This window comes from Kaistia sp. UC242_56, from assembly GCF_044452255.1.
Lineage (GTDB): Bacteria > Pseudomonadota > Alphaproteobacteria > Rhizobiales > Kaistiaceae > Kaistia > Kaistia defluvii_A.
In genome coordinates, this window is record NZ_JBIOAN010000002.1 from 1,587,364 (window position 1) to 1,604,896 (window position 17,533).

At 65.7% G+C, this 17,533-nt stretch carries 22 protein-coding genes and 1 pseudogene; 5 read left to right on the forward strand and 18 right to left on the reverse strand.

Going from position 1 to position 17,533, the window contains the following annotated elements:
• Window positions 1-21: 21 nt before the first annotated feature.
• A pseudogene (locus tag ACHMWQ_RS10100) lies at window positions 22-546 on the reverse strand (DUF3300 domain-containing protein); the annotation flags it as partial.
• 259 nt (window positions 547-805) lie between these two features.
• Here ACHMWQ_RS10100 and fabI point away from each other — a divergent pair.
• Together fabI and ACHMWQ_RS10110 are read left to right on the forward strand one after the other, a co-directional pair.
• Window positions 806-1,624 (forward strand): enoyl-ACP reductase FabI, encoded by an 819-nt coding sequence (gene fabI / locus ACHMWQ_RS10105; RefSeq protein ID WP_354552772.1) that lies wholly within the window; start codon window positions 806-808, stop codon window positions 1,622-1,624.
• Between the two features lie 118 nt (window positions 1,625-1,742).
• Window positions 1,743-2,321, forward strand: coding sequence for a histidine phosphatase family protein (locus tag ACHMWQ_RS10110; protein ID WP_354552774.1), 579 nt, complete (start codon window positions 1,743-1,745; stop codon window positions 2,319-2,321).
• Window positions 2,322-2,571: 250 nt separating this feature from the next.
• Here ACHMWQ_RS10110 and ACHMWQ_RS10115 read toward each other — a convergent pair whose 3' ends face one another.
• From ACHMWQ_RS10115 to ACHMWQ_RS10145, 7 genes are all read right to left on the reverse strand, one after another.
• Window positions 2,572-2,838 carry a hypothetical protein gene (locus ACHMWQ_RS10115; protein WP_396307367.1) on the reverse strand — a complete coding sequence of 89 codons (267 nt, stop codon included), beginning with the start codon at window positions 2,836-2,838 and terminating at the stop codon, window positions 2,572-2,574.
• A 157-nt stretch (window positions 2,839-2,995) separates the two neighbouring features.
• Window positions 2,996-3,253 carry a DUF1344 domain-containing protein gene (locus tag ACHMWQ_RS10120; RefSeq protein ID WP_396307368.1) on the reverse strand — a complete coding sequence of 86 codons (258 nt, stop codon included), beginning with the start codon at window positions 3,251-3,253 and terminating at the stop codon, window positions 2,996-2,998.
• 152 nt (window positions 3,254-3,405) lie between these two features.
• Window positions 3,406-3,678, reverse strand: a complete 273-nt coding sequence (locus ACHMWQ_RS10125) for a DUF1344 domain-containing protein (protein ID WP_396307369.1) — start codon at window positions 3,676-3,678, stop codon at window positions 3,406-3,408.
• Window positions 3,679-3,853: 175 nt separating this feature from the next.
• Window positions 3,854-4,111: a DUF1344 domain-containing protein gene (locus ACHMWQ_RS10130; protein WP_396307370.1), complete on the reverse strand. Its 258-nt coding sequence runs from the start codon at window positions 4,109-4,111 to the stop codon at window positions 3,854-3,856.
• Window positions 4,112-4,272: 161 nt separating this feature from the next.
• Complete coding sequence (locus ACHMWQ_RS10135) at window positions 4,273-4,530, reverse strand: DUF1344 domain-containing protein (RefSeq protein ID WP_354547799.1); 258 nt, start codon at window positions 4,528-4,530, stop codon at window positions 4,273-4,275.
• Between the two features lie 20 nt (window positions 4,531-4,550).
• Entirely contained in the window at window positions 4,551-4,679 is a 129-nt protein-coding gene (locus tag ACHMWQ_RS10140; protein WP_396307371.1) for a hypothetical protein, read from the reverse strand.
• A gap of 518 nt (window positions 4,680-5,197) precedes the next feature.
• Complete coding sequence (locus ACHMWQ_RS10145) at window positions 5,198-5,476, reverse strand: hypothetical protein (protein ID WP_396307372.1); 279 nt, start codon at window positions 5,474-5,476, stop codon at window positions 5,198-5,200.
• A 434-nt stretch (window positions 5,477-5,910) separates the two neighbouring features.
• Between ACHMWQ_RS10145 and aroC the strand changes: the two genes are divergently transcribed.
• From aroC to ACHMWQ_RS10160, 3 genes are all read left to right on the forward strand, one after another.
• Window positions 5,911-6,996: a chorismate synthase gene (aroC, locus tag ACHMWQ_RS10150; protein WP_354547803.1), complete on the forward strand. Its 1,086-nt coding sequence runs from the start codon at window positions 5,911-5,913 to the stop codon at window positions 6,994-6,996.
• 29 nt (window positions 6,997-7,025) lie between these two features.
• Complete coding sequence (locus tag ACHMWQ_RS10155; RefSeq protein ID WP_354547805.1) at window positions 7,026-7,313, forward strand: antibiotic biosynthesis monooxygenase family protein; 288 nt, start codon at window positions 7,026-7,028, stop codon at window positions 7,311-7,313.
• 109 nt (window positions 7,314-7,422) lie between these two features.
• A complete protein-coding gene (locus ACHMWQ_RS10160; protein ID WP_396307373.1) occupies window positions 7,423-7,995 on the forward strand; it encodes an NADPH-dependent FMN reductase in 573 nt (190 codons plus the stop codon).
• 246 nt (window positions 7,996-8,241) lie between these two features.
• On the opposite strand, the gene ACHMWQ_RS10165 is transcribed toward ACHMWQ_RS10160, so the two are convergent.
• From ACHMWQ_RS10165 to dxs, 10 genes are all read right to left on the reverse strand, one after another.
• Window positions 8,242-8,712: a DUF1203 domain-containing protein gene (locus ACHMWQ_RS10165; RefSeq protein WP_396307374.1), complete on the reverse strand. Its 471-nt coding sequence runs from the start codon at window positions 8,710-8,712 to the stop codon at window positions 8,242-8,244.
• Between the two features lie 287 nt (window positions 8,713-8,999).
• Window positions 9,000-10,274: a class I SAM-dependent RNA methyltransferase gene (locus tag ACHMWQ_RS10170; protein ID WP_396307375.1), complete on the reverse strand. Its 1,275-nt coding sequence runs from the start codon at window positions 10,272-10,274 to the stop codon at window positions 9,000-9,002.
• Entirely contained in the window at window positions 10,267-11,022 is a 756-nt protein-coding gene (locus ACHMWQ_RS10175) for a TlyA family RNA methyltransferase (RefSeq protein ID WP_266332902.1), read from the reverse strand. The genes ACHMWQ_RS10170 and ACHMWQ_RS10175 overlap by 8 nt, the downstream gene beginning before the upstream one ends.
• 111 nt (window positions 11,023-11,133) lie before the next feature.
• Entirely contained in the window at window positions 11,134-11,862 is a 729-nt protein-coding gene (locus ACHMWQ_RS10180; RefSeq protein WP_396307376.1) for a class I SAM-dependent methyltransferase, read from the reverse strand.
• Between the two features lie 85 nt (window positions 11,863-11,947).
• Window positions 11,948-12,910, reverse strand: a complete 963-nt coding sequence (gene dmeF, locus ACHMWQ_RS10185) for a CDF family Co(II)/Ni(II) efflux transporter DmeF (protein WP_396309424.1) — start codon at window positions 12,908-12,910, stop codon at window positions 11,948-11,950.
• A gap of 25 nt (window positions 12,911-12,935) precedes the next feature.
• Entirely contained in the window at window positions 12,936-13,205 is a 270-nt protein-coding gene (locus tag ACHMWQ_RS10190; protein ID WP_396307377.1) for a metal-sensing transcriptional repressor, read from the reverse strand.
• Window positions 13,206-13,688: 483 nt separating this feature from the next.
• The gene (locus tag ACHMWQ_RS10195; protein WP_396307378.1) at window positions 13,689-14,312 is read right to left on the reverse strand and encodes an SCO family protein; all 624 of its coding nucleotides are present in this window, start codon (window positions 14,310-14,312) and stop codon (window positions 13,689-13,691) included.
• Entirely contained in the window at window positions 14,309-14,830 is a 522-nt protein-coding gene (locus ACHMWQ_RS10200; protein WP_396307379.1) for a copper chaperone PCu(A)C, read from the reverse strand. Before ACHMWQ_RS10200 ends, ACHMWQ_RS10195 begins: the two co-directional genes overlap by 4 nt.
• 58 nt (window positions 14,831-14,888) lie before the next feature.
• Window positions 14,889-15,377, reverse strand: coding sequence for a DUF6790 family protein (locus tag ACHMWQ_RS10205; RefSeq protein ID WP_396307380.1), 489 nt, complete (start codon window positions 15,375-15,377; stop codon window positions 14,889-14,891).
• A 114-nt stretch (window positions 15,378-15,491) separates the two neighbouring features.
• Window positions 15,492-17,414, reverse strand: coding sequence for a 1-deoxy-D-xylulose-5-phosphate synthase (dxs, locus tag ACHMWQ_RS10210; protein ID WP_396307381.1), 1,923 nt, complete (start codon window positions 17,412-17,414; stop codon window positions 15,492-15,494).
• Window positions 17,415-17,533: the final 119 nt, after the last annotated feature.

Sequence of the window (17,533 nt, forward strand, 5' to 3'; positions counted from 1 at the left end):
GGACGGGAAGCGCATCAGCGCCACGACCGGCGCGTCGAGGCCGAGCTTCTCGGCTTCGGTATAGTTCTCGTCGGCGACGGCCTTGGGATTGGCGGCCAGCCAATCGTCGGCCTTGCGCAACTGGTCCGGCAGCGTGCTGGCCGAAAGTACCAGCGCGAGCAGCGGATCGGGATAGAGCGCGATCGGGCCGAGCAGGAATTCCAGATCCGACACCGTGTAGAGATCGGCGTCCTGGTCGGAGGTCGATGCCGCCGCGGCCTCCGCCGCGCCTGGCACCTGGTCGGGGAGGGCGGGGGCGGATTGCGGCGCTTCGGGAGCGGCCGGCTTTTCCGCCGGCGCCGGTGCTGTCGTCGAGTCGCTCTGCGCCAGCTTGACGGGGGGTGTCAACGTCTCTGCGAGAACCGGATAAATCGTCGTCGACCAGCCGAATACGGCGGCGACTGCCAGTCGGGAATAGTTGCCCGTTCCAAACCAGACCTTGTCTTTCAAGCGTGGCGCCACTGCTGGGGCCCTCCTATCGGTCGGATGCGCTTCAATAACTGGCACAGAAGCTCGTTCTTCGGAAGCTTTACGCCCGGTTAGCCGGCTGGATGGATAAGTTTGGGATGGAGAGCCGGACCGTGGGACCGGGAGCCTACAGGTCAGCGATTGCGCCGTTTCTATCCGCTCCTAACGAACGCCTCCCCGCGTTCCGCGACAAGTGTACATCGACTGTGATGCAGGACGGCTTGCTTCGCCTTGAAGCGCAAGGGACCCTGTGCGATAGGAGGCACGCCTCCAGACGTACGAAGAGGGAAAAATAGGCATGATTGAAGCAGGCGGTTTGATGAAGGGTAAGCGCGGCCTCGTGCTGGGCGTCGCGAACAACCGGTCGATCGCCTGGGGAATTGCCAAGGCCGCCCACGACCACGGTGCCGAGCTGGCTTTTACCTACCAGGGCGATGCGCTCAAGAAGCGCGTGGAGCCGCTTGCGGCTGAACTCGGCGCGCTCGTCGTCGGGCATTGCGACGTCACCGACAGCGCTTCGATCGACGCGGTCTTCGCGGAAGTCGAAAAGCACTGGGGCAAGCTCGACTTCCTCGTGCACGCCATCGGCTTCTCCGACAAGGACGAGCTGACCGGTCGCTATGTCGACACGACCGAAGGCAATTTTAACAAGACCATGCTGATCTCGGTCTACTCGCTGACCGCTGTGACCCAGCGCGCCGAGAAGCTGATGACGGATGGCGGCTCGATCCTGACGCTGACCTATTACGGCGCCGAGAAGGTCATGCCGAACTACAACGTCATGGGCGTCGCCAAGGCCGCGCTCGAGGCGAGCGTGCAGTATCTGGCCGTCGACCTCGGACCGAAGAACATCCGCGTCAACGCAATTTCCGCCGGACCGATTAAGACGCTGGCCGCCTCCGGCATCGGCGACTTCCGCTATATCCTGAAGTGGAACGAGTACAACGCGCCGCTGCGCCGCACGGTGACGACGGAAGAGGTCGGTGATTCCGGCGTCTATTTCCTGTCGGATCTCTCGCGCGCCGTCACGGGCGAAGTCCACCACGTCGATTCGGGCTACCACGTCGTCGGCATGAAGGCCGTCGACGCGCCCGATATCTCCGTCATCAAGGACTAAAGCGTTTTCGAGCGAAGTGTGCGCGGTTCGCGTGAAGAAAACGCGGCCAAACAAGGAGTTAAGTATTTTGCCGTTTCGCTGAAACGGTAAAATACTTCTGAGCGTTTCGGAGCACGCCGTGCCGACCCTTATCTTCATCCGGCACGGCGAGACCGACTGGAACGCCGAAGGCCGCTTCCAGGGCCAGCGCGACATTCCGCTGAATGCGCACGGACGCAGCCAGGCGCAGCGCAATGGCCGCGCACTGGCCGAGCAAATGCCGGAAGCGGCGGGCTTCGACTTCGTCGCCAGCCCGCTGGAGCGCACGCGCCAGACCATGGAAATCGCCCGCAGCGCCATGGGGCTGGACCCGTCCGGCTACCGCCTCGACCCGATCCTGAAGGAAATCACCTTCGGCCGCTGGGAAGGCTATACCGCCCCCGAACTGATGCAGCGCTGGCCCGATCTGGTGGCCGAGCGCGACGTCGACAAATGGGGTTTCCAGCCGCCGCAGGGCGAGAGCTACGCCATGCTCTCGGTGCGGATCGGAACCTGGCTCGCCAGCGTCACCAAGGACACGGTCGTCGTCTCGCATGGCGGCGTCTGCCGGGTGCTGCGCGGCCTTCTGCTCGGCCTTGATACCGACCAGACGCCCAATCTCGACGTCCCGCAGGATCGCGTCCTCGTCTGGGACGGCCACGAGACCCGCTGGATCTGATCGCCGCGGCTGTCCCGGCTGCCAGCAATCTCGGCCCGATATCCATCCATTGATCCAAGCGCCCGGCCATCGGGCGATTGCGCCAGGGCTCTGGATGTCCGGGCTCGAGGCGATTTGGCATGCCTGCGCGTTGCCGCATTCGGCGCGCCGCCTATGCGCGTACGGCCTTCCGACAAACGAAAACGACGTCCGGAGGGGTGCCGGACGTCGTTTCTGGGAGGTCAGTCAGGTCGATGAAGGTCAGGGATGATCAGATAATGCCGTTCTCATCGCGCACGGGGGTCGGATTATACGTGCCGACGCCATCGGCTTCATTGTCGCTGATGCCCAGCCGCTGGACGGAAAGAAGGCGAAGCAACGGCTTGCCGTCCTGAGCCAGCTGGCCGGTCTGCAACGACAGGGGGCTCTTGGTCGTGTTGACCTGGGAGATGCTGCCGTTGGCCTGTTCGGCAGCGAGTGCGGCTGCACCCGAGGCGAGGAACGCGACGGAAGCAGCGGCCATGATGAAATTACGCATGATGTTATCCTGGTCGAACCGTGTTCGACGCAATCGAGCCCATTCGGGGAGGGCTATTCCCGGACGCCTGTCGGGGGGCAGGCGGAGTAGAAACCGGTGTCCGGTGTGCCGGACGCCGGTTTGATCTTGAGATCGTCAGGTCTCGTGAACCCGACGATTAGTCGTTGGCCGGCTTCGGGTTGAAAGCGCCGAGGCCTTCGCTGCCATTGTGGCTGACGCCGACGGTCTGGCCCGGCAGGATGCCGTAGAGCTGGGTGCCATTGGCGAAGTTGAAGGTCTGGCCATTCTGCAGGGAGAGCGTGCCGGCCGAAGCGTTGACGCTGGTGACCGTGCCTTCGGTCTGCTCGGCGGCGATGGCTGCGGCGCCCGAAGCGAGGAAGGCAACCGAAGCAGCGGCGAGGATCAGATTACGCATTTGAGTCTCCTTGTCGAACTGTGTTCGACGTGATTGTGCCCGTTCGAGGGAGGGCAATTCCCATTCGCCTGTCGGGGGGAGGACAGGCGGGGGGTCGGGACGGCGTCCGGATCTCCGGGCGCCTTCGCGTCAGGCGGGAGGAACTCGCCGGATCAGCCGTTGCTGTTGTCGGCGCGGGCGCGGCTCGGATTGAAAGCGCCTAGGCCTTCCGTGCCCTGATGGGCGACGCCGACCGACTGGCCCGGGAGAATGCCGAGCAGCTGCTTGCCATTGGCGAAGTTGAAGGTCTGGCCGTCCTGCAGGGTCAGGGTGCCGGTCGAGGCGTTGACGCTCGAAACGGTGCCTTCGGTCTGCTCGGCAGCGATGGCGGCGGCGCCCGATGCGAGGAAGGCAACGGAAGCGGCGGCGAGGATGAGATTGCGCATTTTAAAGTCTCCTTGTCGAACCGTGTTCGACGTGATTGTGCCCGTTCGGGGGAGGGCAATTCCCGGCCGCCTGTCGCGGGGGACGACAGGCGGGAGATGGGCTGGGTCCGGAGGGGAGCCGGACGGCGGCCCTGGAGGTCAGGAAGAGAAGAGATGAGATCAGGTCAGGCTTGGATTAGTCGTTGGCGGGCTTCGGGTTGAAGGCGCCGAGGCCCTGGCTGCCATCGTGGCTCACGCCGACCGTCTGGCCGGGCAGGATGCCGTAGAGCTGGGTGCCATTGGCGAAGTTAAACGTCTGGCCGTTCTGCAGGGTGAGCGTGCCGGCCGAAGCGTTGACGCTGGTCACGGTGCCTTCGGTCTGCTCGGCAGCGATGGCGGCGGCGCCCGAAGCGAGGAAGGCAACGGAAGCAGCGGCGAGGATCAGATTACGCATTTGAGTCTCCTTGTCGAACCGCGTTCGACGTGATTTGGCCCGGTCGGGGGAGGGGCCATTCCCGTCCGCCTGTCGGGGGGCAGGCGGTAGATCAAGCCGGTGTCCGGGAGGGAGGAAGCCGGACGCCGGCCTGGAAGCTCAGCTCGATATCGCGAGGGCGATCAGTCGTTGGCCGGCTTCGGATTGAAGGCGCCGAGGCCCTGGCTGCCATCGTGGGTCACGCCGACCGTCTGGCCGGGCAGGATCCCGTAGAGCTGGGTGCCATTGGCGAAATTGAACGTCTGGCCGTCCTGCAGGGTCAGCGTACCGGCCGAAGCGTTGACGCTGGTGACGGTGCCTTCGGTCTGCTCGGCGGCCATGGCGGCTGCGCCAGAAGCAAGGAACGCGACGGAGGCGGCAGCAATGATAAGGTTACGCATCTTTTTTTCTCCTGGTCGATTCATTCGACCGCTTGCAGCGACGACCCCTTTTTCTGTGGGGCGGTTTCGTTCAGTCCGTCGCCGGTGAGCTGAATTTGGTCCTGTCCATCGCGGTTTGCAAGCGCCCGATATTTTGCGAAATCGGCCATTCAGACCCTGGCATTTCTGTTTTCGAATACATAATCGACTGATATGAGACGAAAATTCTATAAAACGGCCTGATTTGGGAATATGATAGGCGCGGCGCTATCGGATTGTTCACTGAACCCAAGGGCACTGTTCATTATGTGTCGCTGCTTATTGTAGTAAAAGCTCATTAAATGGATCTGGCGGGATCGATCGCGGGCTTTGGGCGCGGTCGAATCGAGCTCTCGGGCGTTCCGTCGGCCATGAAAAGTACGGCCACTTATCATTGCTCGAGCTTCCCACATGGTCATGCCGCGCGGTTTGCCGGCTGGCGGACGGCGGAAGCGAGACAAGGGGGCTGCCTGGTGAGAAGCCTTCCCCGCTTTGCCAGCAACCCCCGTGGGGGCGACGAGCTCGACTCGGAGGGCAGGCCCTTGGCCCGGCGGGCCCCCGTCGGCGGCCATCGGGGAGGGCATAAAAAGATAGCGGCGCCCGGAGGGGTGCCGGGCGCCGCTTTCAGAGAGTAGCGTCAACGGGGAGGTCAGTAATTTCCGTGGTCGCCGTCACTCTCCGGGTGGGGGTCGAAAGCCGTGATGCCCTGGTTCCGGCCGGTATAGCTCACGCCCACTGACTGGCCGGGCACGATTCCATAGAGCACCGCCGGGTTGGCGAAGATGAATGTCTGCCCGGATTGCAGCGTCAATGTGCCGTGTCCGACATTGACGCTTTCGACCGAGCCTTCGACTTCTTCGGCGGCGTAAGCGACAGCGCCCGAAGACAGAAGGGCGACAGACGCGGCGGCGAGAACGAGATGGCGCATGGTGTGGTTTCCAGTTCCTGCAGGGTCAAGCCAGGGTCTGATCAAGCGATCCGCGGGGGGAAGCGGTGCCCGTTCCTGGCTGCGTCGGAAAATGGAGTCCTCTCGTTCGAAGGCAATTCACAAGGAATTCATCGGCTTAGCGCTTGAAGGCCGCTTCCGCCGCCAGAAGCCTTAGGGGGAGCCAAGCTTGGCGGTTTCGCTGGGATCGTCGGGGTGGATGTGACATGTCGCGCCGTCCGGCCTTGCGTAATCACGCTTTCGTGTAAGTCCTTATGGCTGATAATAGCAAAGCTTACCATCAGTGCAAGTGATGGTGTCCTGTGCTCACTCTCTATGCACCGCTCGCGCATATCCGGGCCCGCGCGAAGCTGGCGTTTGACGGAAGGCCGCTGGCTTTCTAGAACCGGGGCCAATCACCGGGAGCGCCTTCGCCCATGTCGCACAATACCTTCGGCCATCTCTTTCGCGTCACGACCTGGGGCGAGAGCCACGGACCCGCGCTGGGCGCGGTCGTCGACGGCTGCCCGCCGCGCATCGCCATCTCCGAGGCCGAGATCCAGGCTTGGATGGACAAGCGCAAGCCCGGCACCTCGCGCTTCACCACCCAGCGCCGCGAGCCCGACGAGGTGCGCATTCTTTCCGGCGTCCTGCCCCAGGAAGACGGCACGCTGCTCACCACCGGCACGCCGATTGCGCTCGAGATCCAGAATGTCGACCAGCGCTCCAAGGACTATGGCGACATCAAGGATCGTTACCGGCCGGGCCATGCCGACTTCACCTATGACCTGAAATACGGCATTCGCGATTATCGCGGCGGCGGCCGTTCCTCGGCGCGCGAGACGGCGGCCCGCGTCGCCGCCGGCGCCATCGCCCGCAAGGTCGTGCCGGGCATGAGCGTGCGCGGCGCGCTGGTGCAGATCGGCCCGCACAAGATCGACCGCTCGCGCTGGAACTGGAACGAGGTCGACCAGAATCCCTTCTTCTGCCCTGACGCCCAGACGGCGACGGTGTGGGAGGAATATCTGGACGGCATCCGCAAGGCAGGCTCTTCCGCCGGCGCGGTCATCGAGGTCATCGCCGAGGGCGTGCCGGCCGGCCTTGGTGCGCCAGTCTATGCCAAGCTCGACCAGGATATCGCCAGCCTGCTGATGTCGATCAACGCCGTGAAGGGCGTCGAGATTGGCGAGGGCTTTGATGCCGCCGCGCTTACCGGCGAGGAAAACGCCGACGAGATGCGGATGGGCAATGACGGCAAGCCGCTGTTCCTCTCCAACCATGCCGGCGGCATTCTGGGCGGCATCTCGACCGGCCAGCCGATCGTCGCCCGCTTCGCCGTCAAGCCGACCTCGTCGATCCTGACCACGCGCCGCTCGATCACGGCGCAGGGCGAAGAAGTGGACGTCATGACCAAGGGCCGGCACGACCCCTGCGTCGGCATCCGCGCCGTGCCGATCGGCGAGGCCATGGTCGCCTGCGCCATCGCGGATCATTATCTTCGTCATCGGGGCCAGAACGGCTAGGCTCCACCACGCAGCTTGGGGAGGATGTCATGGCGATCGCACGGATTGGCGAGTTTCGGGCCCTCGCGGGCCAGGAGGACGCTCTGGCCCATTTCCTTGCCTCGATCACGCCCCTGATCCTGGGCTCGGAGGGCGCGCTGTCCTGCCAACTGTTCCGCGACCGGGACGACGCCGCGCGCTTTCTCATGATCGAGCATTGGGAAACGCCCGAGGCGCACCAGGCCTCGGTCAAGAACATCCCGCCGGACCTGTTGCAGCAGGCGCGGGGCTTGTTCGCGGCCGCGCCCGTCGGCTCCTATTTCGATCCGATCGACTGAGCGGCCGCGTCGGGGCGGGAACGGTTGACGCACCGTTCACCTCCCGCCGATCTGATAAGGCCTATATATGGTCTCACAGGCTTATCGGATCTGCACAGGATGCTTCACCTTGCTCAAGCTTCAAACCATCGTCGCCTCGACCCGTCCGGGCCGCGCCGGCCTCTCCATCGGCACCTGGTTCAACGGCGTCGCCGCCGCGCACAAGGACTTCCAGGCCGAACTTGTGGACCTGAAGGCGGTCAACCTGCCGATGTTCGACGAGCCCAACCACCCGCGCATGCGCCAGTATGTGCATCAGCACACCAAGGACTGGAGCGCGACGATCGACGCGGCCGATGCCTTCGTCTTCGTGCTGCCGGAGTACAATCACGGCTTCCCGGCCTCGATCAAGAACGCGATCGACTACCTGTCGCATGAATGGGCCGACAAGCCGCTCGGCTTCGTCAGCTATGGCGGCGTCTCCGGCGGCACCCGGGCGGTGCAACTGCTGAAGCCGGTCGCCGGCGCGGTCGGTCTGGTCGTGGCGGGCGAGGTCAACATTCCGTTCTTCTCGCAATACCGCCAGGACGATCTGTTCGTGCCGCCGGCGAGCTTCGTCGATTCGGCCAATGTCATGCTGAACCGCATCGCCAAGGTCGGCGCGACGTTGAAGGCGGGCCGCAAGGAACTGGCGGCCGCCTGAGCCTGCGACGTCTGAACGACATGAAAATGGCGGCCTCTGGCCGCCATTTTTCTGAATGCGCTGCGCTTCTTCACCTCTCCGTGAGGGAGAGGTCGGAGCGAAGCTCCGGGTGAGGGGTTAGGAAACCCTCCGCATAAGGCTCGGACCATGGAGTCTATCTTGGTGAGGCCGTAAACCCTCACCCGCCAGCCTGCGGCCGTCGACCTTTCTCTCAGGGGAGGTGAAAGAACGAGCCCATAGTTCGCCTCACCCCCGCTCGATCCGGCACTGGAAGCAGTTGTTGGTCGAGGAGCGAACATGGACGAAGGCGATGTCGTCGCGGGCGAGCCGTTCGTCCGCCTCGGCGCCAAGCCTTTCGCGCGCCACCACCTTGCCGCTGCCATAGACGATGCGCTCATCGGCCGAATAGCCGCGGATGATGTAGGCCGTCGAGGTCAGCATGCGCGGCAGCGCGTCGCCTTCATCGGCGCGCACACAGGCTTCGGCACACAGGAAGATCGGCCCAACCTCGGCATAGGGGTTGATCGTCTCGAACGGCCGGTGCGCCAGGATCAGATAGTCGGATCCAGCGGGGACCATATCCAGGCAATGACGGCAGGGAACACCCCCGCCGTCGGAGACCCGCCGTTCGGGCGACTGGCCGTTGGCATCGAGCCCGCCGCTGCGATAGTGCGCGGCGGCAGTGCTGGGAATGGCGACATAGCGAAGGGCGGGCATCAAAGCTTCCTCATGGGTTTGGAAGCTGCGAGCTAACGCGGGAGGACGCGCCGGTTCTATCCGGTTCTTGCCGCCGAATTGCGGGATCGTCCTGTCGGAGCCTGGCGTTCAGACCCTCACCCCAGCCCTCTCCCGCAAGCGGGCGAGGGGGTAGGTGGTGCTAGTGGCGACCGTCGCGCCATATGGCCAAGGGCGCCGGCCGCAAAAGCCCTCGCCCGCTTGCGGGAGAGGGTTGGGTGAGGGGCTTTCCTGGGCTTCCGCCACCCAGACGGGTCCCAGCCGGCCGATCAGCTCAACCGCACCGGGCGGCCCTTGCTGGCGCTCTTGCGGGCGAGCTCGAAGGTCGCCACCACCTCGACATGGCCCGACCACAGGAACTGGTCGACGGGCGTAACGCTGGTGAGCTTGTAGCCGCCGTCGATCAGGATGCGCGCGTCGCGGGCGAGCGTCGCGGGATTGCAGGAGACGCCGACGATCTTCGGCACGATCGACTTCGCCAGCGTCTCGGCCTGCGCCTTGGCGCCGGCGCGGGGCGGGTCGAACACGACGGCCTTGAATTCCTTCAGCTCGACCGGTGCCATGGGATTGAGGAACAGGTCGCGCCGGCGCGTTGTCACCGCCCGGATGCCGGTGGAAAAGCGCATCGAGCGGTCGAGCGCCTGTAGCAGCTTGGTCTCGCCCTCGACGGCGAGAACGGGAAAGCGCCGCGCCAGCTTCAGCGTGAAGGTGCCGATGCCGGAGAAGAGGTCGAGCACCGGGCCGCCCGACTTGCCGATCGCGGCGTCGACGAGGTCGGCCATGGCCAGTTCGGAACTGGCCGTCGCCTGCAGGAAGCCGCCGGCGCTCGGATAGAGCACGATCGGGTCGTTGCGGATTTCCGGCACGCGGCTCATGAAGATTTCAGCGCCATCGACCGTCAGCCGCGAGATCGAGCCGTCGACCGCGGCGCGACCGAGCGCCTCATAGTCGGCGCGGCCGGGCTTGCGCGCGCCTTCCAGCGACACGTCGAGGCCGGTATCGGTCGAGACCACGGTCATGCGGGCGCGCTTGCCGCGATCCATCAGCCGGTCGGCCAGGGCGGCGAGCTTGTCGCGTCGCGTCTCGATCTCGGGCACCAGCAGCGGGCATTCCTCGATCGCCAGGATGTCGTGGCTCTCGCGCTTGTTGAAGCCGAGCACGACGCCCTGTTCGGTGCGCGACAGGGTGAAGACGGCGCGGCGGCGCGAATGGGGCGCAACCGGGATCACCGGATTGACCTCCGTTTCGATGCCGCGCTGGGCGAAGGCGTGCACGACCAGCTCGCGCTTCCAGGCCTGGTATTTCTCCGGCGCCCAATGCTGCAGTGAGCAGCCGCCGCAGACGGTGAAATGCCGGCAGGCGGGCGCGATGCGGTCCGGGCTCGGCGTGATGATCGAAACCAGGTGGCCGCGCTCGCCGTCGATATCGGCCGTCACGACTTCGCCCGGCAGGGTGAAGGGCACGAACACCTTCTGGCCCGATGCGGTCTCGGCGATGCCGTCGCCCTCATGGCCGAGAGCAGTGATGGTGAGGGTTTCAGCCATGGGCTGTTTCTTTCCTAACGCCGAGCAGGAATTCATGATTGCCGTCGCCACCGGCGATCGGGGAGGGGACGAGGCCGTCGACGACCCATCCCGGCTCCGCGGCAATCCAGTCAACGATGCGCTCGACAGCGGCCTCGCCTTCCAGGGGATCGCGAACCAGGCCGCTCTTGTTGATGCCGTCCTTGCCGACCTCGAACTGCGGCTTGACCAGCAGGACGCCCCAACTGCCCGGCTCGGCCAGCTCGAGCGCCGGCGGCAGCGCCAGGCGGAGCGAGATGAACGAGACATCGCAGACGATGGCATCGAACGGTTCGCCAATGTCCTCGGCGGTCAGGTCGCGGACATTCAGGCCTTCGCGCATGGTGACGCGCGACCGGCCGGCCACGCGCGGATGCAGCTGGCCATGCCCGACATCGAGCGCATGGACATGGCGCGCGCCGCGTTCGAGCAGAACTTCGGTGAAGCCGCCGGTCGAGGCGCCGAGATCCAGCGCGGTGCGGCCGGTCGGGTCATAGCCGAAATGATCCAGCCCGGCGACGAGCTTCAGCGCGGCGCGCGAGACGTAGCGCTGCGCGGGATCGTCGATCTCGAGCGTGGCGTTCTGCCGGATGGTCGCGGCGGGCTTGGTGATCAGGACCCCGTCGACGCGGACATGGCCGCGCAGGACGGCGTCGCGCGCCTTGGCCCGCGAGGCGACCAGCCCGCGCGCCAGCAGGACCATGTCCAGGCGATGTGTGGTGTCGTTCATGGCGCGAGTGATGGCGTGCGCGGCGGTCAAGCGCAAGCGCTATCGGGCCGCAGGCACGCGTCGCAGGCCTCGCAGACCGCCGAAAGGGGCGGCCTGGGGCGAGAGGGGCGCCTATCGATGTGCCGCGATCAGCATCATCATCGGCCGGTCTCGCTCCTCGGTCAGCGCCGGCTGCGCGGCGATCTCGGCGTCGGTCGGCCCCCATTCCTCGAAATGGGTGATGGTGAAACCCTGCCGGATCATCATGTTGAGCTGGGTGCCGATGGTGCGGTGATGCTTGATCACCCCCTTGGCGAGCCAGTCGGTCGAGCGCGGGCCCTCGGCGCTGTAGCGGTCGAGCGGCCAGGTGCGGCGCCCCTCGGCATCGATCACCCAGCCGGGGTTGGTCGGCGCCATATAGATCGGATGTTCGATCGAGAAGACGAGCCTGCCGCCCGGCACCAGCGCGCGATGAACGGTTGCCAGAAGGCGCGGCAGGTCCTCGATATAGTGCAGCGTCAGCGAGCTATAGACGAAATCGAACGCGGCCTCGGGCAGTTCCAGCGTCTCGAGATCGGCGCGCTCGTAGCGGATAACGGGATCGCTGGTCATGGAGGTGGCGCGCGCCAGCATCGCCTCCGACACGTCGAGCCCGAGCACGGAGGCCGCGCCCTGTTCGCTCGCATGGCGGCAGAACCAGCCATAGCCGCAGCCCAAATCGACGACGCGAAGCCCGCGCAGATCCGGCAGCATGGCGCGCAGTGCCGGCCATTCTGCAGCCCCCGCCAGTCCATGGACGGACCGACCGAGCTGGCTGTAGCCCTCGAAGAAGGCGGGATTGTCGTAAATATTCTGGGTCATGGCGCTCGCACCTCCATCGGTTTTCGCCGGCCGGGGTGCGTCTCCTACCACAATCGCGCTGCGCTCGCTTCGCGCACCAGCCTGACTAAACGGCCGGCGCGGTCTGCACCTCGACCGTGACATGCGACAGCGCGTGCAGCGCCGCGAGCTTCTTGCGGTAGACGTCGGGCGATTGCGGATGGGCCGAGACGAGGCTGATCACCGCCGCGTTGTGGCCGGGGCCGACGCGCCAGAGATGCAGGTCGGTAACCCGGTCGCCATTCTGCTCGATACGGGCGCGCATGGCGGTCGCGAGATCCGGATCGGGCACGGTGTCGACCAGGATGCGGCCGCTGTCGCGCATCAACTGCAGCGACCAGCTCGCGATCACCGCTGCGCCGAGAATGCCGACGGCCGGATCCAGCCAGACCCAGTTCAGGAAGCGCCCGGCGAGCAGCGCCGCGATGGCGAGCACGGAGGTGGCCGCATCGGCGAGCACATGGACATAGGCGGCGCGCAGATTGTGATCCCGGGCGCCGCCATGATCATGGTGCGCATGATCATGGTCATGCCCGTGGTGGTCGTCATGGCCGTGGCTGTGTCCCGGCATGCTCTCGTGCAGCAGCGCGGCGCTGACGAGATTGACGGCGAGGCCGATGACCGCGACGACGATCGCCGGATTGAAGCTGATGTCGATGGGATGGGCGAGGCGCCAGGCGGCATCGGCGGCGATCAGCACGGCGATGACGCCGAGGATGACCGCGCTGGCAAAGGCGGCGAGATCGCCGATCTTGCCGGTGCCGAAGGTGAAGGCCGGGTCATGCGCGTGACGGCGGGCATAGCGATAGGCGAGCGCCGCCACCAGCAGGGCGCCGGCATGCGTCGACATGTGGAAGCCGTCGGCCAGCAGCGCCATCGAGCCATAGACATAGCCACCGACGATTTCGGCCAGCATGGTCAGCGTCGTGATGCCGACGACGATCATCGTCCGGCGCTGGTTGCGGTCGTGCGAGGCGCCGAGGAAGACGTGCTCGTGGCCCCCGAGGGCTTGCGACGCGTTCATTGCGATACTCCTGCCATGGCCCGTCCGCTCCTCAGAGATACTTGCTGACTTCCTTGATTTCCTCGACCAGGGCGCGGGCTTCGGCGGCGGGCAGCGCGCTGGCGGCCGCCCCCAGATGCTCGTCGATATGGTGGTGGATCAGGATGCGCTTGGTGCTTTCGATCGCCTTGATCACGGCCTGCATCTGCTGGGCAATGGCCAGGCAGTCGCGGCCGTCCTCGACCATGGCGATGACGCTGGTCAGGTGACCGGAGGCGCGGCGCAGGCGGAGCAGGATATCGGGGTTCTGGGCGTGGCTCATGCCAGATCCTATCCTGGGGGAGGGGATACAGCAAGCGGGAGTATTTCCTCTGGCGGCGGGTTGCGCAGGGCCGTGCGAGGGAAGGTGGCGGCCCCCGGATCGGGCCGCTGGATCCGGCCGATACGGCCGGCTGGCAAGCTTTGACTTGTCAGGCAGATCAATCGGCTCCGCCCTCATCCTGAGGCGCTTCGCTTTCGCGAGGCCTCGAAGGAGCTCCAGTTGACAATCCCGCATTTCAGGGAAACCGGAAGTCGAGCAAAATCGCGCCATCTGAGCGTTCGCCGGCCCCTCCTTCGAGGCCCGGCTTTGCCGGGCACCTCAGGATGTTGGTCGAGCTACCTGAAGCATTGGAGCGGACAGTCCAGGCGCGCAATGGCGGCAGGTGGGCCAGACGCCGAGCCGACCTCAGACGAAAAGGGGCGCGACGATGTCGTCGCGCCCCTGTCGGGAACCTTGCCGCAAGCGGCGTCCGGTGACCCTGCATCAGCCGGCGACAAGGCGCTTTAGCTTGGCCATGATCGTCTCGTCCTTCTCGTGATAGTCGACCGTGCCGACGAAATTGGCGTCGGAATCGAGCAGGTACACGGCAGCCGCGTGGTCCATCGTGTAGTCCTCGCCCTCGCCGACCTTCTTCGAATAGACGCGGTACGCCTTCAGCATCGCGTCGATCTGCGGGCGGCTGCCGGTCAGGCCGATGATGCGCGGATCAAAGGCGTGCAGATAATTGTCCATCTGCTCAGGCGTGTCGCGCTCGGGGTCGACGGTGACGAAATAGACTTTGAGCTTGTCGCCGTCCGGGCCGAGCTGCTTCAGCCACTGCGTCGCCTGGAACAGCGTGGTCGGGCAGACATCTGGGCAGAAGGTGAAGCCGAAGAACATCGCCGAGGGATGTCCCTTCAGCGCCGCCTCGGTGACGGGCTGGCCCTTCTGGTCGACGACGGAGAATGGCCCGCCGATCGCGCTGGTGGTCAGGCTGGCGCCGCCCCTCTTCTGCGTCACCGCGAAGCCGGCGACGGCGATGACTGCGACGGCGACCAGGCCCCAGAGGATGTAGCGGATGGTTCGCAGCGTCTTGCGGCTGGCGTCGGGCTTGCTGCTGTCGCTCATTTCGCGGCGCCGTCATGGTTCATGTGCATGGAGTGATCCGTCTTCGGGCCGGGCACGCCGATCGGCGAAATGGTCAGTTCGACCTCGACCGGACCCGCCTTGGCGAAGGTCAGCGTCAGCGGCACGGTCTCGCCCTGCACGAAGGGCGCCTTCGGGCGGATGAACATGATGTGGTAGCCGCCGGGCTCCAGCGTCAGCGTCTGGCCGGCCGGGATCTCGACGCCGTCGGTCGCGGGGCGCATCGTCATGACGCCGTCCTCGGTCTTCATCAGGTGAAGCTCGGTCTTTTCGGAGACGGGCGAGGCGACCGAGACCAGCGTATCCGGCTCGGTGCCGGTGTTTTTGATGGTCAGGTAGCCGCCGCCGACCTTGGCGCCGGGCGGCGTCGCGCGCGACCAGGGCTCGCTGACGACGAGCGGGCCGGCGGTGACATCGGCGAGCGCGGGCGTTGCCAGCGACGCAGCGAGAAGGAGCGAAAAGGCGATGTGCTTGATCATGTCGCAGAGATAGCCCCGCACGCCGCGCTTGCAAAGCGCGGCGGACTGCCGCGCGAGCCGTGCGACGATGTGGCGGGTGTCAGAGCGGGCTAGCGGCCTGGCGTCGTGTGAGGATCCAGTAGCAGGCGATGAGCAGGATCGGTTGGAGCACCGTCAGGAGCAGGAGCGCCCCCGCATTGCCGGCCGTCCAGTTGCCGGCGCTGACGATCTGGTGGATGTGGCCGATCACAAGCCCAACGTAATAGACCGTGGTGAAGAGGATCACGGCGGCCTTGAACGCCAGCGTTTGCCAGAACGCGACGATGGCGATGACACCGAGCGCGATATCGGCGATGCCGACCTCGAACTGGAACGGGCTGACCTGCCAGCCGATGAACGCCGCGGCCGTTTCCGGTGCGAAGACGTGGTAGAGGCCGGCCCAGACATTGGTGACCCCGATGGAGAGCAGAAGCAGCCAGTCGAGATAGGCTTGCGCCGAGCCGCCGCGCAGAGTGGCGATGAGAAGGGCTGCGAAAAACAGCAGGCTTGGCAGGTTCGTCAGCACCAGCCGGATCGCGTCGGATACCATCCTCGTTCCCCCTTCGGCCGGATCTCCCAAGGGGATCCCGTCCGCTATCGGGTAGAACGAGTCGCGAGTTTACGCAACGGAAGGTCGCCAAGTTTACAATGTGAAGGCTGGAAATCAGGCCAGCCGGATTGCCGCTGCTTCGTCGCCGCGGCCGAGCGCCTCGAACACGGTCGCGACGATGCCGCGCGCGTCGAGCCCGCTGGAAACGATCATTGCCTCGGGCTTGTCGTGATCGGTGAACTCGTCCGGCATCACCAGCGTGCGGATCTTGAGGCCGCGATCGAAGGCGCCGGCGCCGGCGAGGAAGGCCAGGACCTGGCCGCCGAAGCCGCCGACCGCGCCTTCCTCGACCGTGATCACGACTTCGTGATTGCGGGCGAGGTCCAGCACGAGGTCGGTATCGAGCGGCTTGGCGAAGCGGGCATCGGCGACGGTCGTCGAGAGGCCGTAGGTATCCAGTTCTTCCGCCGCCTTCATCGCGTCCTTGAGGCGCGTGCCGAAGGAGAGGATGGCGATTTTCGATCCCTGGCGCAGGATCCGGCCCTTGCCGATCGGCAGGACCTCGCCGCGTGCCGGCATGTCGATGCCGACGCCTTCGCCGCGCGGATAGCGGAAGGAGGAGGGCGCGTCGTCGATGGCGACCGAGGTTGCGATCATGTGCACCAGCTCGGCCTCGTCGGACGGCGCCATGACGATCATGCCCGGGAGCGCGGTCAGGAAGCCGGTGTCGAACGAGCCGGCATGGGTCGGCCCATCGGCGCCGACGAAACCGGCGCGATCGATCGCGAAGCGCACCGGCAATTTCTGGATCGCCACGTCATGGACGATCTGGTCGTAGCCGCGCTGCAGGAAGGTCGAATAGATCGCGCAGAACGGCTTGTAGCCTTCCGAGGCAAGGCCCGCGGCGAAGGTGACGGCGTGCTGTTCGGCGATGCCGACATCGAAAGTGCGGCTCGGGAAGGCCTGGCCGAACAGGTCGAGGCCGGTGCCGGTCGGCATGGCGGCGGTGACGGCGACGATCTTGTCGTCGGCTTCGGCTTCTTTGATCAGCGTTTCCGCGAAAACACGCGTATAGCTCGGCGCGTTGGGCGTCGCCTTGGCCTGCTTGCCGGTGATGACGTCGAAGCGGTTGACGCCGTGATACTTGTCGGCGGCGGCCTCGGCCGGGGCGTAGCCCTTGCCCTTCTGCGTCACGACATGCAGCAGGATCGGACCTTCCGGCGCATCGCGCAGATTGCGCAGGATCGGCAGCAGGTGATCGAGATTGTGGCCGTCGATCGGCCCGACATAGTAGAAGCCGAGTTCCTCGAACAGCGTGCCGCCGGTGAAGAAGCCGCGTGCATATTCCTCGGTCTGCTTCGCCTTGTCGTGGAAGATGCGCGGCAGCTTCTTGGTCAGCTGCTTCGCCACTTCGCGGAAGGAGCGATAGGCGCGGCCCGAGACGAGGCGCGCCAGATAGGCCGACATGGCGCCAACCGGCGGCGCGATCGACATGTCGTTGTCGTTCAGGATGACGATCAGCCGCGAGCGCAGGGCACCTGCATTGTTCATCGCCTCATAGGCCATACCGGCCGACATCGCGCCGTCGCCGATCACGCAGACGACGGCATTGTCGCCTTCGGACAGGTCGCGCGCCACCGCCATGCCGAGGCCGGCCGAGATCGAGGTCGAGGAGTGGGCGGCGCCGAACGGGTCGTATTCGCTCTCTGCCCGCTTGGTGAAGCCCGAGAGCCCATGCGTCTGGCGCAGCGTGCGGATGCGGTCGCGGCGGCCGGTCAGGATCTTGTGCGGGTAGGCCTGATGGCCGACGTCCCAGATGATCCGGTCGGCGGGCGTGTTGAACACGTAGTGCAGCGCCACCGTCAGCTCGACGACGCCGAGGCCGGCGCCAAGATGGCCGCCGGTGATCGAAACCGCATCAATGGTCTCGGCGCGGAGTTCGGCCGCCAGCTGCACGAGCGAGCTCTCCGGAAGGCGACGGAGATCCTCGGGCGTGGTGACGGTGTCGAGAAGGGGCGTTTCGGGCTTGCCGGTCATCTATGAAACAAGACTGTTATGTGAAGGGGCACGGTTACACGACGTGGCGACGGGTGGCAACGCGGTCGAGGCCGAGGGGACGGGCCATATCCGCGCGGTTGCACGCGCTTCCGCGTCCT